This is a genomic window from Neptunomonas sp. CHC150 (assembly GCF_030397555.1).
GTDB classification, from domain to species: domain Bacteria; phylum Pseudomonadota; class Gammaproteobacteria; order Pseudomonadales; family Balneatricaceae; genus Neptunomonas; species Neptunomonas phycophila.
The window spans coordinates 12469-30761 of sequence record NZ_JAPNXU010000003.1; the positions used below are offsets into that span (position 1 = coordinate 12469).

General features: G+C 44.6%; 16 protein-coding genes. 4 read left to right on the plus strand and 12 right to left on the minus strand.

The genetic code is table 11. From position 1 onward, the window contains the following. Positions 1–84 precede the first annotated feature (84 nt). Positions 85–1365, plus strand: coding sequence for a 3-phosphoshikimate 1-carboxyvinyltransferase (gene aroA, locus OW491_RS02600; RefSeq protein WP_178968558.1), 1281 nt, complete (start codon positions 85–87; stop codon positions 1363–1365). Positions 1366–1412: 47 nt separating this feature from the next. Here the strand turns inward: aroA and OW491_RS02605 are convergent, their stop codons facing one another. The 4 genes from OW491_RS02605 to OW491_RS02620 all read right to left on the minus strand — a co-directional run bounded on the left by OW491_RS02605 (position 1413) and on the right by OW491_RS02620 (position 4724). After that, positions 1413–2519, minus strand: coding sequence for a YeiH family protein (locus OW491_RS02605; RefSeq protein WP_290034555.1), 1107 nt, complete (start codon positions 2517–2519; stop codon positions 1413–1415). Positions 2520–2629: 110 nt separating this feature from the next. Beyond that, positions 2630–2947: a BolA/IbaG family iron-sulfur metabolism protein gene (locus OW491_RS02610; RefSeq protein ID WP_075171875.1), complete on the minus strand. Its 318-nt coding sequence runs from the start codon at positions 2945–2947 to the stop codon at positions 2630–2632. A 32-nt stretch (positions 2948–2979) separates the two neighbouring features. After that, entirely contained in the window at positions 2980–4332 is a 1353-nt protein-coding gene (locus OW491_RS02615; RefSeq protein ID WP_343048905.1) for a DUF3422 domain-containing protein, read from the minus strand. A 35-nt stretch (positions 4333–4367) separates the two neighbouring features. Next, positions 4368–4724, minus strand: a complete 357-nt coding sequence (locus OW491_RS02620) for a hypothetical protein (RefSeq protein WP_075171874.1) — start codon at positions 4722–4724, stop codon at positions 4368–4370. Positions 4725–4777: 53 nt separating this feature from the next. Between OW491_RS02620 and OW491_RS02625 the strand changes: the two genes are divergently transcribed. Beyond that, complete coding sequence (locus tag OW491_RS02625; protein WP_290034556.1) at positions 4778–5446, plus strand: hypothetical protein; 669 nt, start codon at positions 4778–4780, stop codon at positions 5444–5446. 32 nt (positions 5447–5478) lie between these two features. Here OW491_RS02625 and OW491_RS02630 read toward each other — a convergent pair whose 3' ends face one another. From OW491_RS02630 to OW491_RS02640, 3 genes are read right to left on the minus strand one after another with little or no spacing between them, the layout of a single operon-like run. Further along, a complete protein-coding gene (locus OW491_RS02630; RefSeq protein ID WP_075171872.1) occupies positions 5479–8907 on the minus strand; it encodes an SbcC/MukB-like Walker B domain-containing protein in 3429 nt (1142 codons plus the stop codon). After that, positions 8894–9529, minus strand: coding sequence for a DUF4194 domain-containing protein (locus OW491_RS02635; RefSeq protein WP_075171871.1), 636 nt, complete (start codon positions 9527–9529; stop codon positions 8894–8896). The genes OW491_RS02630 and OW491_RS02635 overlap by 14 nt, the downstream gene beginning before the upstream one ends. Next, complete coding sequence (locus tag OW491_RS02640) at positions 9529–10938, minus strand: Wadjet anti-phage system protein JetA family protein (protein ID WP_075180132.1); 1410 nt, start codon at positions 10936–10938, stop codon at positions 9529–9531. The genes OW491_RS02635 and OW491_RS02640 overlap by 1 nt, the downstream gene beginning before the upstream one ends. A 451-nt stretch (positions 10939–11389) precedes the next feature. On the opposite strand from OW491_RS02640, the gene OW491_RS02645 reads away from it, so the two are divergent. Further along, positions 11390–11623 (plus strand): TIGR02647 family protein, encoded by a 234-nt coding sequence (locus tag OW491_RS02645; RefSeq protein WP_075171869.1) that lies wholly within the window; start codon positions 11390–11392, stop codon positions 11621–11623. 25 nt (positions 11624–11648) lie between these two features. Here the strand turns inward: OW491_RS02645 and OW491_RS02650 are convergent, their stop codons facing one another. Beyond that, complete coding sequence (locus OW491_RS02650; protein WP_290034557.1) at positions 11649–11864, minus strand: TIGR02450 family Trp-rich protein; 216 nt, start codon at positions 11862–11864, stop codon at positions 11649–11651. Continuing rightward, positions 11845–12186 carry a DUF4144 family protein gene (locus OW491_RS02655; RefSeq protein WP_290034558.1) on the minus strand — a complete coding sequence of 114 codons (342 nt, stop codon included), beginning with the start codon at positions 12184–12186 and terminating at the stop codon, positions 11845–11847. The genes OW491_RS02650 and OW491_RS02655 overlap by 20 nt, the downstream gene beginning before the upstream one ends. Positions 12187–12410: 224 nt before the next feature. On the opposite strand from OW491_RS02655, the gene OW491_RS02660 reads away from it, so the two are divergent. Then, positions 12411–13307, plus strand: coding sequence for a dienelactone hydrolase family protein (locus tag OW491_RS02660; RefSeq protein ID WP_075171866.1), 897 nt, complete (start codon positions 12411–12413; stop codon positions 13305–13307). Positions 13308–13412: 105 nt separating this feature from the next. Here the strand turns inward: OW491_RS02660 and OW491_RS02665 are convergent, their stop codons facing one another. From OW491_RS02665 to rlmKL, 3 genes are all read right to left on the minus strand, one after another. Then, positions 13413–14261 carry an SHOCT domain-containing protein gene (locus OW491_RS02665; RefSeq protein WP_290034559.1) on the minus strand — a complete coding sequence of 283 codons (849 nt, stop codon included), beginning with the start codon at positions 14259–14261 and terminating at the stop codon, positions 13413–13415. A gap of 340 nt (positions 14262–14601) precedes the next feature. Next, positions 14602–15810 carry an ammonium transporter gene (locus OW491_RS02670; protein ID WP_215152026.1) on the minus strand — a complete coding sequence of 403 codons (1209 nt, stop codon included), beginning with the start codon at positions 15808–15810 and terminating at the stop codon, positions 14602–14604. 272 nt (positions 15811–16082) lie between these two features. Beyond that, the gene (rlmKL, locus tag OW491_RS02675) at positions 16083–18227 is read right to left on the minus strand and encodes a bifunctional 23S rRNA (guanine(2069)-N(7))-methyltransferase RlmK/23S rRNA (guanine(2445)-N(2))-methyltransferase RlmL (protein ID WP_290034560.1); all 2145 of its coding nucleotides are present in this window, start codon (positions 18225–18227) and stop codon (positions 16083–16085) included. Positions 18228–18293 lie beyond the last annotated feature (66 nt).

The window sequence follows — 18293 nt, forward strand, 5'->3', positions numbered from 1 at the left end:
TTTTTATCCGATACCCTCGACCTAAACGGCTACACAAGGTAGCTTATATCTCCCTGATAAAAACACGTATAAAGAGTACCTTCCATGGATAATTTGACCCTAGAGCCTATCAATGCAGTTGCTGGCGAAGTTCAAATCCCAGGTTCAAAGAGCCTGTCGAACCGAATCTTGCTTTTAGCCGCACTTGCACAAGGCACAACACGTATCACTAACTTATTGGACAGTGATGATGTTCGTCATATGCTTACAGCATTAAACGAAATGGGTGTGGAATATTCATTATCCGATGATAAACAGACTTGTACATTAACAGGCTTAGCTGGATCACTGGGCACAGCCAGTAAAGCTCTTTTCTTAGGCAACGCAGGCACTGCTATGCGCCCTTTATGTGCGGCCTTATGCCTTGGCAATGATGTTTACGAGCTAACAGGCGAGCCACGAATGTATGAGCGCCCCATTGGCGACCTAGTGGATGCCTTACGTCAGCTTGGCGCTGATATTACCTATCTAGGTGATGACGGATATCCACCTTTGCGTATCCGCTCGCAAGGCTTGCGCGGTGGTGAGGTCAGCATCAAAGGCAATATCTCTAGTCAATTCTTAACCGCTTTACTGATGGCTGCTCCATTGGCTAGCGATGATCTGACCATTAAAGTAGATGGTGAGCTTGTATCCAAGCCGTATATTGATATTACCCTACATACCATGAAGCTTTTTGGTGTGAATGTGCAAAATGACAACTACCAGCAATTCGTTATTAAATCAGGACAGACATACCAGTCACCCGGCGAAATCATGGTAGAAGGCGATGCGTCGTCGGCTTCATACTTCCTTGCCGCTGGCGCTATTAAAGGTGGTACTGTTCGTGTTTATGGCGTGGGATCTGATAGCGTTCAGGGCGACAAACGTTTTGCTGAAGTCTTAGAAGCAATGGGGGCTCAAGTAACCTACGGGCCCACCTATATTGAGGTAACGGGAACAGGTGACTTAAAGGCCGTTGATATGGACATGAATCATATCCCAGATGCTGCCATGACAATCGCGACTACCGCTTTATTTGCAGAGGGTACTACTGCCATTCGAAATATATATAACTGGCGAGTCAAAGAGACCGATCGCCTTTCGGCCATGGCTACTGAGCTACGTAAAGTCGGTGCTAGCGTAGTAGAAGGAGAAGACTTTATCGAAGTAACTCCACCAGCCAAGCTGACTCATGCCGCTATCGACACATATGACGACCACCGTATGGCTATGTGTTTTTCGCTAGTTGCGTTGAGCGATACTCCCGTCACTATCAATGATCCAGGATGCACTCGTAAAACTTTCCCAGAGTACTTCGAACTTTTTAAAAGCATTTGCCAATAAAACGATACCGCTCGCTGCTCACGGGCAGCGAGCTTTTATCATCGCCCTTATACAATCAGCCACTGATTGAGCACAAAACCGCCTCCCAGTAAAAGCACAAACAAACAACCGGCTAGCAACATGGATGCGGCCCCTGCTTGGCGTATAGCCGCTAAACGTGTCTGATAGCCTAAGGCAGCCATAGCGATTGTTAACATAAACTGGCTAGCTAAATGGGCTGTTTCGCGAGTCACGGCCACAAAATTTTCTATCTTTTGGGGTGATACAAACAACTGACTAACGTTATCTAAGCCACTATTGATAACAACAGCAACCACAAAACCAAGTACAAACCACGGGAAATTAATCGAGCCACGCTCTCTATCGCCTCGTAAGCGCAATAAGCAAACGCTTAATATAACGATAAAAGGCGCCAAGAGCATCACACGGATTAACTTAACCACAACAGCATATTGCAAAGCACTACCGCCAATACTCTCCCCAGCTGCAACTGCTTGCGCGACTTCATGCACCGTACTACCTATGAACACACCAAATTGTTGCTCAGTCATTCCCGTTAAAGGAAAGATAAACGGATAACTAAACATCGCAACCGTACCAAATAGGACAACAGTCGCTACCGCCATAGAAACATGCTGCTGCCTTGGCTTAAGAATGGACTCTGTCGCCAAGATCGCCGCTGCTCCACAAATAGCACTGCCTGCCGAAGTCAAAATCGCAAGATCTACTGGCAACTTAAACAGGTGAACCCCAAGCCAAATACCCACTAACAGCACACACGTCACTACTAGCATATCAAGTACTAGCGCCTGCCAGCCCACAGCAAGCAACTGCTGAAGTGTCAACGAAAAGCCAAACAAAATGATCCCGGCTCTAAGCAGGCGTTGTTGGCAAAAGCGAACCCATTGCAACTCGCTACCTTCTGGCAGATGACCAACACAGTGCCCCGCTATCATGCCTAGCACAATAGCCAACGGTAAAGCGCTCACTCCCATTTCAGAGATCGAATCAACATGTGCAAAACAGATCGCAGAAACAGCGATAATGGGCAACAACACAACAGCAGAAAAAACAGGTAAGCGTTTGATCACAATCCAAAGCCGGTGCAAAAGCCCATGCCCACCTGCTATAAATTGATCGAAATTATTATTCATTATTAAGGCACCCATGCACGCGCTACGTTTATGGGCGCCATACTGATGGAAGCCTTATCAGATGTAAAACAGATTAATTAAGATAGCATTATCGACTAAACCGATTAACACTATTGACTCTCTTTTGAACCCCCACGGCATTGAGGCGAAGGCATCACAAAACCGTTTTTATCAGCCCATTCCTTTTGAGTATACAAAAGCATAGATAGCGCATGGATGGGGTTTTGCATTTCATTGGCTAGCACTTTGTAGAGTAACTGGTGGCGCTGTACCAAGCGTTTATCAGCAAAATCATCCGATACCAACAACACCTTAAAATGACTGTCAGTAGCTGGGCCTGAGTGCATGTGGCTTTCATTTTCTATGATCAGCTCAGCTACAGCTAGGTTAGCCCGTAGCTTGTCTTCTATAATTTGAGCAACGCTCATTTTAGCTCACCTATTGCTAGTAATATTATGATTTATTTAGACTTTCTACGTTCTTCATCAGCTAAATCTGCATCTCGTTGCTCGCGCGCCAAGGCTAAAAAATGCTTATGAATACGCCGTGTCGCTAACCATACACCACCGACAACAACGGGTACAGCTGCCCCCAAAACGAGGTGTTTATTAAAGCTCAACCCACTATCGTATAACGCATCAATAATCAGTTTGATTAACCCGATAGAGTAATAGCTAATAGCCGCGACTGATAACCCCTCAACGGTATGCTGCATCATCAACTGGATTTTAGAACGACGATCCATCGATGAAAGTAATTCTTGATTTTGCTCTTGTATCGACAGCTCAATGCGCGTTCGCATCATGTCGGAAACCCTATCAATTCGCCGCGACATGTCTTCTAAGCGCTGACCTACCGAATCACAGGTTCGTATTGCTGGTGACAAACGACGCGTCATAAACTCTGTCATGGTCAAATGACCCGACACCTCATCCTCTCTTAGCTCTGCTAAACGCTTAAGAACAAGCTCATGGTAAGCTTGTGAAGCCGCAAAACGAAAGGTTGTTTTAGCTCGATAGTCTTCCACTTTACTGGCTATGCGCGTTAAGTCTTTGAGTATGTCCGACTCATCCTCACCACTTTCCGAAGATAAACGCTGTGTTAGCTCGGCAATTTGGGTATCCATAATGCGTAACTGGGGAGAGTACTCCCGTGCGGTTGGTAAGCCGATTAAAGCCATTAAGCGATAGGTCTCGATCTCCATGAGCCGCTGCGTTAAACGCCCTAATTGACTATCACTCATACGCTTATTACAGATGAGCATTCGACCAAATCCATCACTGTGCAAGCGAAACGTCGTCCAGATACGCGCATCCCCTTGTTGAGGGCTACTACCAATTAAACGCATACCTTCAAAAAAACGGCGCACCTTAGGGAGCATATAATCGCCATCTTCTGAAGAGTCCTTAACGGATACATGCACTGCCGAGATTACCTTACCGGGTAGCTTATCTAGCCAACCACTAGGTAATGAACTAATGCCCGTTACAGCAAATGGATCATCGTTATTTTCAACCGCTAAATTAACAAAGGTAAAAGCGATAAACTCTAAGTGCTTCTCTAAACGAATTCTGAAATCACCAAAGTCCCATTGAACGCACATTTCATCTCGTTCGGGCGGCTGTTGACCTAACAGCTCAAATAAACGGCGCAGATGATTAAATTGCTCCCGCTTTTCTGCTTCATCACAAATTAGCGCGATATGTGTCAAACGCGCTGGGCTGGGTATAACTTGGAAAGGACGCGAGTGCATCTCTTCATATAAATCATCTCTATGCGGATGAAACGACATACCTGTTGACACTGACTCCACAACCCTCTCCCCGACCAACAACTTTTGATAAACAATCAGTCTAATTTAGCGACTAATAACGGCTCTGAAGAAAGATCAAACGCCATCACCTGGTGGCTGATTTCAAACCACTCTTTAAATACTGCTAAGCTTCTTTGCGATGGCCAGTAATCACCAAACTCGTCCCAAGCAGCAAGTTCGTTGCGCCATAGATTATCCCACTCGTCGACCAATACTTGAGCAAAGTCTGACTCGTGCTCGGCCTCAGTCATGAGATAAATATTCCCTTCGCGTCTTAGCTCTTCTAATGAAGTGGGTTGATTTAACTCATCGCCTTCCGGTAATGAAGCTATCCAACGCGCAAAGGGTTCCTTTGCCAATAAAGTAATAGCTGAACGATTAAGCAGTTTCATGATGCGTCTTTCACCTGTTCAATTTATACTGACCTTTCAGCCAATAAGTAATAATGATGCATATTCCTGTTTTAAATCAATTAGAAACACGTACTGATTGGGTCTCCTTCTTTAGGAGGGAGCGGTCGTACGCCTACGTACAACAACCTCTGTGTTTAATTGATTTACAAAGCACTTACCTACAACTCACTTTACTAGACAACGAACAACTGGATGGCAGAAGCGCAATCAAATATAGCCTCGGCTCACGTCGCTCGGTAGAGCCTGCATGGCGATTAATAAAATCATGTAATTGGCAGCTATCCGTCTTAGTAACTGGGCTGAATACGTTAGGCTTTGACTCCAACGTACGTGACAACAGCTTTCTGCAACGACATACCGACTTAACGGTAAGAAAGTTTTTTGCCAAAGATAAGCAAATTATTGCACCTAGCTTAATTGGGCAAATTACTCCCACTACCCACATACCATCTGAATGGAATATATCTAGCGTTAAGAGTCTTTTAAGCCACAAACAATACAAGGACTGTATTTATCTCCCTGCTCCAAAGCAACCCGCTCCGATGAAAGCCATACTCTTGCGCTTAATTGACTCCCCGCAGTCTTGGACTGTACAAACCAGTCACGATGGGAGCCTACTGCTTTTTTACCGAAATAAAGGCATTGTTCAACTGACTCCGGATATAAAAAAGCCGGTGGCACGCTTACGCACAACCGGCTAATTTCATAAAACGATTTTAGAAACCGTAATGAGTTAAACGTCTGCTAAGAGCTCCTCAGATAAACCAGCCTCTTCCATTAGCTTACGCGGGTTATCGGAATTAAGTAGTTCCTTACCCTTAGGAGTCGGAAATTCAACATCGATATCAACGATACGCCCATCTCGACAAACGTTGATGATGGTATCCATGCAAGACGATAACAAAGAATACTTTTCATCGGGTGCCGCAATGATAGTTTGCAGCCCTAAATCAGTCATAAAGCCGAGCGATGTTTGCGTGTTCTCTGAATCTAGCTTGTTAAAGGCCTCATCAAACACCGCCAAACTCATACCACCTACCGGATTACCGTTAGGGCCTTCTTTTAGCCGGTAAGCCGCGCCCATTGCTGCTGCCATTGCAACATAGAAAGGGACTTGGTGCTCACCACCTGAACCGGTTTTGATACGCTGAGTGAGAGTTGTTTTCCGATTACCGTTAAGATCTTTAACCACAAGCTCAAAGTTATAAAAGTTTCGATAGTCCTGTAGCAGACTGCTCTCACCTTCATCTTTTAACACATCGTGTATTTTAGCTAAGGCATCATGATGCGGACGATCACCATCATGCTGAATGTCAAAAAGCGTCCCAACATTCGCTTGATCTAAACGTGTATAAGCCTCAACCAGCTCTAAAATATCTTTTAGCTCAGGGTTAGGAGACATCTCGAAGCTGTACATTTCCTTATGGAAAGGACGGTTCTTTAAGTGATTGTTTAACTCACGAATCAGATCTTTAATTTTATTGATTTGATCATTTAGGTGCGCAACAAAGTCCGACCGGAAAGCGGTTTCTGCCTCTAAGCGAGCACGCTCAGCTTTTTCGGTGTACTCTGCCAGCTCGGAATCTTTCAACGACTGCAGTGTTTCATCCACATACTGCTCTAGCTCTTCATGAGTTGAGTCTGGGCCTATTTTGTCTAAGCCCTGATGGCTTCTACCGCCGCCATGGAAACGAGCCTTGTAATTTGCAACCGCATCACGCACAGAGTATTTCTTTTTCTCGTGCAAGCTTAATTCGGACTGTGCTTTTTTAGCGGCCTCAAAAATAATACGCTCTAGCTCACCAGCGCAGCTTTCATCTAAATAATCACGCTTTTCCTGTGCTGACTGCGGATCAAAGTCACGATTTGCCTCACACACATTACGTGCTTCTGAATGCTCTGTTAGTTCTTCGTCTAAAACTTCTAACGCCGCCGTGTCTTTTATCATACTCGTGCGGATACGCTGTAACTTATCCATGAGCACTTTGTTTTTGTCATTAGCGGCTTTTTGCTCTTCAACGAGTTCCGCTATGCGACGCTGGATACCTGAATCGTCGTGATTGCGCAGGTCAGTAATTGCCTGACGGTAACCTTCAATCTCATTACTGATTTGGTTACGGGAGTTCACCAGATCAAATACGTTTTCTGTCGCTCCAGCCAAGCTTGTGGTTAAGTTGATGAGGTTATCACGCAGTTTTTCCAACGCCTCATGGCGTTTACCCAGCTTGGTAAACTCTTCAATCATCTCATCAACTTGCTTACCTTGCGATGCCAGCTGATCGCCACGACGACGAATGCCCATAATAGGCGACAGTTCGTTGATAGAGGTCGTTGAACCCTCGGTTTGCAGCATGCAGTCATATGTTAAAGCACGTTCCTCACGCAGTAGCTCGTTTTCCGTTTCAACGGCCATAACGCCGCCTAGCGCACGGTTCATGTAAGCCTGAGCATCATCATTATCCGTATCGATAAATTGAGCGAGCGAGCGCGGCTTACTACGGTTTAACCAATCGCGGGACTTGGTCGTATTGATTATACGACACCCTTTTAGATGACGACCTTTACGACGATAAAGCGTGATCGCTTCTTTAACATGTGCAGGGTCAACAATCAGAGCTTCTCGGCGAGCCCCTAAAAATGACTCAATAGCAATACGCCACTTATCGTCATTGATATCGACCAGTTCACAAATAGGTGTCGACTCTATTCCATACTCAGACAGCAAATTCATTAATTCGCGCGTGTTGTGGCGCACTGGCGCTCGGCCTTGCTTTAATTGCTCAACAGCACCTTTTTGATTTTGAATTGACGTGCGTAGCTCATTCATCCGGATGACGGATTCTTCAAACTTACGGCCAATATCTCGTCTTACCGAATCAACATTGTCCTTCAATTCGGCAAGCGCATTATCCACCTCTACCGGCTCTGCAGGCCATACATCGGCCATCATGTCTTCACCAGTTCGCCACAATTGCACGCAACGCTCAACTAATGGACGAAACGATTCAGGTAATAAATCTTGATAATGCGCAAACCCGACCGTATTACGGAACAAACTATAAACGTTCTGTATTTTATCTTTTACAACGCCTTCTTCATGTAAACGAGCGGCAATATTATTCTCAAGCGCTTTGATTTGGTGAGCATCATCAGAGTTATTTAATTGAGCACGCGCATCAGCAAGACGCTGCATTACACCGCTGAGTTCAGCGGCATGCTCTTCCATTTCTTTTTGGACTTCTAACTCTTTTTCTTGGTTCGATTCTAAACGTTCTTGAGCATCTTCTTTTTTGAGATCTGCGTTTTCAAAGCGAGTCTCGTGTACCACCCATTCATACTCAACAGCGTTTTTCACGTTACGCTGAATACCTTTACACTGCTCAGAAACCTTTTCTAGCTCCGTAATACGATTAAACACCTCAAGTGTTTTTTGCTCCATCGCACGGTATTCATCCAGTGACTTCCGGAAAGCGCCAACATGCACGATGTTTTCATCCAATACGAACTCACGAATAAATTTCGTCGGACTATCGATCGGTACAAAACGTAATGCGTTCTTAAAGTTTTTAATAAACTTTTCATCATCATTAGGCATTTGCGGGTCATGGCTAAGCGCAGTCGTTACTTCACGAACAAACTTACTGGCACGTTTTTCCAACACCATATCAGGGCATTGTTTAAGAAGCTGATCTCGCACCTTGTTCCACGGCTTAGGCAATCGACCATCACCCTCGCGCACCGAGAAATCATCTAACGTTACTGAAAAGTTAGGCAATATAAAGCGACCTAAAATTTCTTCATCGGGTGATGCTGTGGACGCGCTAATCGCTATCCCAATACACGTTTCTTGTGCTGTCTCCGTATCAAAGAAGCTTAGCGCCATGTAGGTAATAGAATCATCACGTGCAGTTGCTTTTTTACCACCGTCATCCAAAAAACCAAGGCAGTAAGTACGTAAAGAACGCTCACTTTTTTGGCCGGCTGATGCGTTGAAACTTAAATTACGTTTGTGGCCGCCCATCAGTATGGTTTGTATAGCATCTAATAATGATGATTTACCCGAACCATTAGGCCCGACAATAGCCACATTACCTTTAATAGGAACCTCTACCGCCCCCAAAACATACCAGTTAACTAGAACAATACGATTAAGCTGTTTCATCAGCAGCCTCCTCCGCTTCTGTTAGGGCATCGCGGCTGTTTTCTGTATCGCAAAGCGCTTCTAACTGACCGATGTAATCTTCAATTACCACTTGGCGGATTGTGGGTAAAATACTAAATGGCACGTTTTTGGGATCCGTTTCGTTAATTTTCCCGCGCTCGATAATACCGTGACGATTAAAGAGGGACATGATCTCTTTCATGCGGGTTTCGTTCGGGAGTTCTTTACCGGTCAGGTTCTCATACAGAGAAAGTAACTCATTGGTATTGGTGTAAGCCCGACCGCTTTCAACTTCAAAGCTCTCTAATTTTGCTTCATATTGCTGTCGCATACATAACATCAATAAAGACTCATCAAGACGCAGCTTTACATTGCGTTCCTCACCTTGAGGCAGAATACCCATATAAGCTTCATCGGGTTGATAAATAAATGACCACCCAATCGCCTCAAATAAGTTACGAAAATAATCAATATGTGCGGCTATTAAAAAATAACTGTCACGATGTGAAGAACGGTCCGCATGCAGAAACTGGTTAGTTAACAGCAAGTTGGCCGCTCGCGAAAAATCAGCTGCGTCATTTTGCTCACTGCGGCTGACTATTTTTTGCAGATCACCAAGCATTACGGTTTCCTTTGAATAACTTTATTAATAGTAAAATCGCGACACTCCACCACATCGGCGACATGAGTGTAGTTTTCGGCAAACTCAATTTTGAACATATCTGCTGTCTTCTTAGCTTTTTTGCCAAGCGATGCAAGGTGACGTATATAGCTAAAGCATATGTAATCTTCGATGGTGTCAATCGAAAACTCTTCGGCTTTAATTGAGTCTTTATCCGATAAGTGACGCTCTAGATAGGCATCGATGCGCTCCACTTTAACTTCGCGGCGCTCTTTGAAAGCTTTAAATAACTCGCGCAATTCAACCACTTTAGGATCAATCTGCTGCTGCCTAATCACCGTTGGTTCTGCCACAATGCGCCTTCTGATAGGCGAGCGTATGCTTGAAGGGTTAATAAACCCGACCTCTTCAATAGTATCAATGACAGGCAACTCATCACGTTTGGCTAACTCGGCAATCACTCGTGATAAGCGTGAGGCCATGCCTGGTGTGGTTTTATCCATGTATCTAACAGTATCAGCCACACGTTTTTCCAATCGATAACGAAAATCATCAATGGAGTCTAAGCGTTTATCTACTGAGTCAAAGATACGAATGATACGGTTGATGTGCGTATGGACCATGGCCTCTGCATCATCGTAACTCGCTTCAAACTGTTCTTGATAGTGGCGAGTAAGCTTATCAACTTTAACAGTGTCGAACTGTAAATCGCGCAAGAGCGATAAAATCTGACGACGGAAACGAAACGGATTATTTTTCGTTTTCAGCGTTTTATAGTCAGACACCAAAATATGCTCAACAAAACGCTCGAAGAAGCCTCGCACTATCTCTTGCGGACTTTGCGAATTAGAAAGGCTAATTTTTAGTTCTCGCAATCCCAACATCATATCGGTCAGATGCGCACTAAAGTCTGAAGCGGTTTGCGCGGCTTCCGATAATGTAATTCCTCGGCCTGCGGGGTCGTTAACAGCCGCTTCAAGCGAGCTCAATACATTCAGTACCGCACCGCCATAAGAGCGTTTTTCTAAATTAGCGATCGAAACTAACGAGCGCAGCAAAAAGCTGATAGACGGCGACATCAGTACATAAGTGCGATAAATACGCTGCTCTTCTTCGATCCAGCCACAATCGACTAAACGACGATAAATGCGGTTCGTGTATTCCGCGGTGGAACGCGGCGCCTCACCATCATCGTTGTCGTCATCTATCTCTGGTTCCCAACGACGAACTCCTAAGCGCACTACCGCATCTTCGATCGAAGAACGTACAAGGTCTTTGGGAATAAAGGGATCGACTAGATCTTCGTCGAAAAACAAATCAGCCAACTCAAGCAAAACAGCTTGATATATATGGCGGTTTTGACCGGAGAGCGGTACAAAAAGATCATCAGGAAGCTTGTTAAAAAGCATTCAAAGTCCAATTAGATGTCAGCTAGCCCAGCAATTGATAAAGGCTGGGTTGTAATAAGTCCAGCGGGTGATTCTAGCTCAGCTAGCGCTGACAAAAAAGGCCTTCTCTACTCTGAGCCTAGAATGCTTCAAACTATCTCCTCACATACCTATTGCAAAGATTGACGGACACGTATTTAACATTAGGTTGTGTGCTTGCATAGTAGAAATTGATTTGGCGCATTATTTTCAACGCCTGCAGCTAGCCAAACGTCTTAAACAGCCCCTTATTATTCAATTAAACCCTGTGATTTAGCTGCTAGCCCTACTGAAATCGAACGCTTTTTTTTACTTATTCTCTGCTTTATCACGTGAGTTTTGGCGTTGATGCTTAGCCAATAAACTTTACTTGGCAAATTTTGTATATGTCGTACACTGATACCGCACTCAATAACAATAAAAAGGAATGATCATGCCTTTCACTAGTGAGATAAACGACGAACTCAATATATTAGCTCGGTTTAACCTAGAGACCACTCAGGAAGGAATCAAAATCCACTCCTCGGCAGCACCAAATGTTATTGCGGCTACCAAGCGGCTTCATGAAAAATCTTTAGTCACTCAGCCTGATGGTGGCTATTTGACTGAACTAGGACGCCACGCAGCTGAACATGCACAGCAATTGTTAACGATTGTTAAAGCCTAAAGACAAACTGAACGCTCCCAGATGGTTATAACCAACCTTGTAACCACTGGGTGCTATCCTTGAGTGAATTCCAATCAATTGTATCAGCTCGCTTAGTCAGTACAGCTTCTATTACGCATTCCTCAACACATCCCTCTTCGTCAAACGTAATCTTGGACACGAGAAAGTGTTTTTCTTTATTAATGGGCCGAACTGCGGTCCACTTACTTAGATGAAGTTTTTTAGGGTTTATCGTATTCACTTAACGCTTCCATTATAGTCATTAATTGATCAATCGAGGACGCTCCTACCTTGGACACACAAGTAGCCCCCGCCTGCTCGAACATATGTGCTTGAACTAACCCAACAAGATCCTCAAGGGTGTACTTTTCTTCGAGCTTTACTAACTCGATACCTTTTTCGCTTTTCTCGGGTTGATACAAACAACCATCAGCATCAATAATACGATCACCTTCGTCAAAATGAGGCGATTGTAAGTCATTATCAGACATCCACTCACTTTGGTTAGCAATAAAAACAAGCTCATTGTCACCAACATAGCTCAATAACGCGGGCCAACGCATTAGGCTCCTCCTTAGAGATTTCAATTAGCTAAACGTAATACTCTGCGCTAAATAAATCGTCCACTTTGCTCGTACGGTTTAACATCAATAAAAGATGTAAATTACTCATTAATAGGGAATTAATTTTCATCCGAGTAGACAAAACAAACGTAAAGGTGTCTAGTAATACAATATTAGTCTATTACAATTTAAATTCTCAAACCGCTACGCTCAAGGAGAAGGCTATGACCGTACAACGTCCGGAAAGTACTGCTGCTCATCAGATTCCACAGGAAGCGTTCGATTGGTACGACCAATACGCACATGGCGACATTGATAGACGCACATTTTTAACTCGATTAGCGGCTATTGGCTTAACAGCGGCAGCGGTCGCGGGTGGCCTTATTCCCAATTACGCGTTGGCTGAACAGGTGTCGTTTAACGACCCAGACATCACCGCATCTTACGCAACCTACCCGTCACCAGACGGTTTTGGTGAAGGCCGGGGGTACTTAGTTGTACCTAAAAACATGACCGAAAAAACCCCTGCTGTGCTTGTTGTCCACGAAAACCGAGGTTTAAACCCGTATATCGAAGATGTTGCACGTCGATTAGCAAAAGCCGGTTACATTGCCTTTGCTCCAGATATTTTATACTCGCTCGGCGGTTACCCCGGCAATGATGATGAAGGTCGAGAAATGCAAAAGTCTCTTGATCCTGTGAAGGTTGAAATAGACTTCATCAACGCCGCCAAATTCCTAAAAGCTCATGAATTAACGAATGATAAACTCGGCGTAGTAGGTTTTTGCTTTGGTGGTTACATCAGTAACATGTTAGCGGCTCGAGCTCCTGAGATCATAGATGCAGCAGTCCCATTTTATGGCACCCCCGCTAAAGCAGAGCTTATTAAAAATATCAAAGCTCCACTCATGCTCCAATTTGCCGCACTTGATAAGCGCGTCAATGGCACATGGCCTGATTATGAGAAAGAACTGAAGGCTATCGGCGCCGATTACCAAGCCTTTGTATATGAAGACGTAAACCATGGTTTCCACAACGATTCTACAGCTCGCTACAATGAGCCTGCTGCCGAGTTAGCATGGGAACGCACACTTGCTTTCTTTAAGGAACACTTATCATAGTTACTAAAAGCGCTAATATTTAGCCATCACGCAGCCCCAAACAAAGGGGCTGCCACTAACTAATAGTCTTCTCGGTAAGTTATGACTCAACGAGGAAGCGAGCACTCAAATACGTTTTAACAATTCCGCTTTTTTACTGGAAAACTCATCATCTGTGAGTACGCCTGCTTCACGCAACTTGCCTAATTTTTCGATATGACCCAGCACCTCGTCTAAAGAGCCAGAGCTATGGCTTAAACTATCAGAGCCTTGCGGAGCTTGTGCAAAATTCTGTTGAGAAGCGCTCTGATAGGATTGCTGAACATTATCCGCCTGATTATAACCATTAGATTGGCTTTGCGACTGGCCCACGGAAGCGGCACTGTTAGCGGCAGGTACGGCGAAGTTAGTTTGCTGAGCCTGGGGCAAACCCGGACCATAAATAACGGGCAAACTAGAAACCGACAATGTTCCATACTGGCTACTAAAAGTAAGGGAGGTGTCCCCGCCTTGCTGCTGGCTTACGCCTCCGATTTGGTGATCCAACGTATCGTACACCGTCACATTTCCAAACAGCATGACCGCTAAACGCCCAGGAAATACGGCATACTTAATATCATTTTGCGCACCACTACTAAACGGAACGCCTAAATCTTGAGGCCACCACTGATTACTACCCGGAGTACCCGCTGGGATAACTGGAAAAACTTGGGTACTGGCCAATGCATTGGATAAATCGTTGCACAAATTATCAACGGTATTTTTAAGGCCATAATTAAACATATCACCCACCATTGTCATACCACCACGCATCCACTGACCGCCGCCACCGAGTTCGGGACAGTTAAATTGCGCCATACTGCCACCACCATTACTAACAGCAATTAACATATGAACAATTGCATCGCGGCTTAGGTTATAACGCTGAGACATAGTGGTGACCAGATGTTGGCCTTCGGGTGTTAAGTTTTGCATGATGCATCCTCTGCGTTAGTGGGCAAACCGTAAACGATTGTATATCAGGTGTCACTTATACAGGATTTTGATGCTAATTGTTGAGTTAACCACTCACTAAGCGCCTTCTATTTTTCGTGCCAAGAGCCTCGTCTAAACAGAACTATTTTTACACAAAACAGCTTTCTTTATTAAAACAGCACCTTATAGAGCAACCATACTCAAAAGGACAATTATAAGGAACGGAAAGCCTGTAAAAATCAGCTCGGCGTTACAAAAAAAAATAAAAAAAGCCGACCTAAGTCAGCTTTTTACTGTATTCATTTACCGGCAAACTCTCGTCTTTCAAGGACGATGACTATTAGTCCTGAGAAGTAGACTCGATTTTATGGATACTCAAATCAGCGCCGTTATATTCCTCTTCTTCGCTGAGACGCAGACCAGAAATTGCCTTAATCATTCCATATACAACAGCAGCACCAACAACCGCAACCAAAACGCCGGCTACGCTACCAATCAGCTGCGACATAAAACTAACACCGCCTAAACCGCCTAAAGCTTCTGAGCCAAAAATACCAGCCGCAATACCACCCCAGACGCCACACAAACCGTGTAATGGCCATACACCCAGCACATCATCAACTTTCCATTTATTCTGCTGCAGAGTAAAAACCCATACAAACAGGACACCTGCTACAGCACCTACAACGAGCGACCCCATTGGGTGCATTACGTCAGAGCCAGCACACACGGCGACTAAACCAGCGAGTGGACCGTTATGAATAAAGCCTGGGTCATTCTTGCCAACCAGTAGCGCAGCGATAATGCCGCCCACCATGGCCATCAATGAGTTAACGGCAACCAATCCTGAAATACCGTCTAAGGTTTGCGCCGACATAACGTTAAAGCCAAACCAACCTATGCAAAGAATCCACGCACCGAGCGCCAAAAAAGGAATATTAGATGGAGGAAATGCAACCACTCGATTATCGCGATAACGTCCTGAACGTGCGCCCAGCATGAGAACAGCCACGAGCGCAATCCAACCTCCAACACCATGAACGACTACGGAGCCTGCAAAATCATGAAAGCCAGCACCAAAAGTATCTTCCAACCAAGTTTGAAAACCGAAATTTCCATTCCAGATTACCCCTTCAAAAAACGGGTAAACAAACGCTACAACTAGACTAGACGCGATAAGCATGGGCCAAAACTTAGCTCGTTCGGCTATACCGCCAGACACAATGGCAGGGATCGCCGCCGCAAATGTCATCAAAAAGAAAAACTTAACCAGGTCATATCCGTTATTCGCGGCTAACGCTTCTGCGTCTTGAAAAAAAGTGATTCCGTACGCAACCCAATAGCCAATGAAGAAATAAGCCACGGCAGAAAAACCAAAGTCCGTCATAATTTTAACTAACGCATTAACTTGGTTTTTATGGCGAACAGTACCCACTTCTAAAAAGGCAAAGCCAGCATGCATAGCGAACACCATAATGGCGCCCATCAGGATAAAGAGCGTATTAGCGCTCTGCATTAATGTCTCGACTGCACTATTAACAGTTTCCACAAGTGTCTCCTACAAAGGTTGCAATTTATAATATTGCACTCTATCGGTGCAATTTCAGCGTACGGACGCTATAAAAGTGCACTGAATATCTAGATACTCATTTTTGTTGTTGTCGCCATGCTTCATCAATTAATTCAAAAAGCACGTAAACAACTGAAAAACAGGAAGTATTTATAAAATCAGGCACTCTAAAGCATGCGCCGTATCATTCGGCGCACCCAATACTGCACTAAATTAATGCACGAAACGTACCAAAAGAAAGCATTGCACCATTATTGACGCCAGCGAATTTCGAAACAGCTGTGTATTTTTGCATTGCGCTTAAAGTCAGGATCGATGGTCTGCGCTGTAATATCGTTAATATCAAACGCACCCAACATTTCGTAATCCAGCTTAAACTTCCGAAAGTTATTAGAGAAAATTAGAACACCATCCTGCCGCAACAAACGCATCGCTAACCGAATCAGCTCAACATGATCTCTTTGAACATCCAAAACATCGCTCATACGTTTAGAATTTGAAAACGTGGGGGGGTCCATAAAAATCAGGTCATAAGCCGGCTTACGTTGTTTTTTAAGCCATACAATACAATCAGATTGAATAAAGTGATGAGCTTTGTCAGCAAAGCCATTAATCGCCATGTTCTTCATCGCCCACTGCAGATAAGTGGCTGACATATCAACACTTGTCGTGCTTTTTGCCCCGCCAACCCCGGCATGGACACTGGCAGTAGCGGTATAGCAAAACAGATTAAGAAAGTCTTTACCTGCTGCAGTTTGTTGAATTTGGTGGCGTACGGGGCGGTGATCTAAGAATAAACCAGTATCTAAATAGTCATGCAGGTTAACTCTAAACTTACAGCCATGCTCAGTTATCTGAAAAAAACGACGACCAGTGCCCTGTTTCTCATATTGCTGAGTGCCCGTTTGACGCTTGCGTTGCTTTAAAACAACACGCAAAGGATCAACGCCTAATGCTTCAGGTATAGCCGCCAATACATCTTTAAGACGATCAAAAGCTTTTATTTTATCTATCGACTTAGGCGCTGCGTACTCCTGTACATGAACCCAGTCTTTGTAAACATCAACCGCCACAGCAAATTCGGGAATGTCCGCATCGTATAAACGATACCCCTGAATATCATTTTGCTTACGCCACTTATTCAAATTTTTCAGGTTTTTTCTGAGACGATTCGCAAACATTTGAGCTGTTTCGCTTAAAGCAACGTCACCAGCCTGCTCGCTAGGCTGCCCTTCTTTGGCAATCCGATTCGCATATAAAGTGTATAAAAATAAGCGACTATCGATTGGCCCATTATTTAAACGATAGGTTTTATCCGTTTTTAGGCCCACGGCCTCACAGAGCTCAGGGTTACCCGTAAAAATAGCCGCTTTCCAACCACCAAATTCTTGTTTTAAGGTATCGCCCAGATCACGATACAAAAACATAAGCTCTGAACTTTCACCCAGACGCTCACCATAGGGTGGGTTAGTAATGAACAACCCATTCTCTTCACATGGGCGCACCATTCGTTGAACTTGCGCTTCGTGTACTTTGATTAAATGATCAACACCTGCACGTTCAGCATTCGACAGTGTTACATCAAGCATACGCTCATCTTCATCGGCGCCATAAACCTTTACCTTAAAGGCCGTCAAACCATTAATGCGGCGCTGCTCTGCTTCTTCTTTTAGGCTTTCCCATAAAGCGGCATCATGCTGCTTCCAATGCTCGAACCCAAAACGATCGCGTAAAATGCCAGGAGCAATATCTGCAACCATCCACGCACCTTCGATGAGCAAAGTGCCTGAGCCACACATAGGATCAAACAACACAGGACTGTCATCACTAAGCGCAGGCCAACCCGCTCTTGTTAACAATGCCGCCGCAAGGTTTTCTTTTAACGGTGCTGCTCCTGCCTGTGTACGATAGCCACGTCGGTGCAAACTTTCACCAGAGAGATCAATCGACACATTGAGTTTACCGCCATAAATATGGGCATGTATGCGCAGATCGGGGTTCTCGCGATCAACGCCCGGACGCTCCCCTGTTATTTCTCGTAGTTGGTCGACAATTGCATCTTTCACTTTGAGCGCACCAAAGTGAGTATGGTTAATTGACTGTGTTTTCCCCGTGAAAGAAATTGCCAACGACATGCTCGGATCTAAATGATCGCTCCAATGGACTCGTTGGATAGCGCTATATAAGTCATCGGCGGTTTCAACGTTGGTTTCAAGAATCGGTAACAAAACCCGATTCGCAAGACGAGACCATAAACACGCTCGGTAGGCCTGCGCTAACTCCCCTTCAAATGCGACACCCGTCGGCATCAATTTTACTGACTCAGCCCCTAACGCTGCTAACTCGTCAGCCAGAAGAGATTCGATGCCTTTAGGGCAAGTCGCTATAAATTTCATATTTTTCCTAAAAAGTTATTTTTACAACTTCTTAAATATCAGCAAGTTGCAGTTTCATTCAATTGT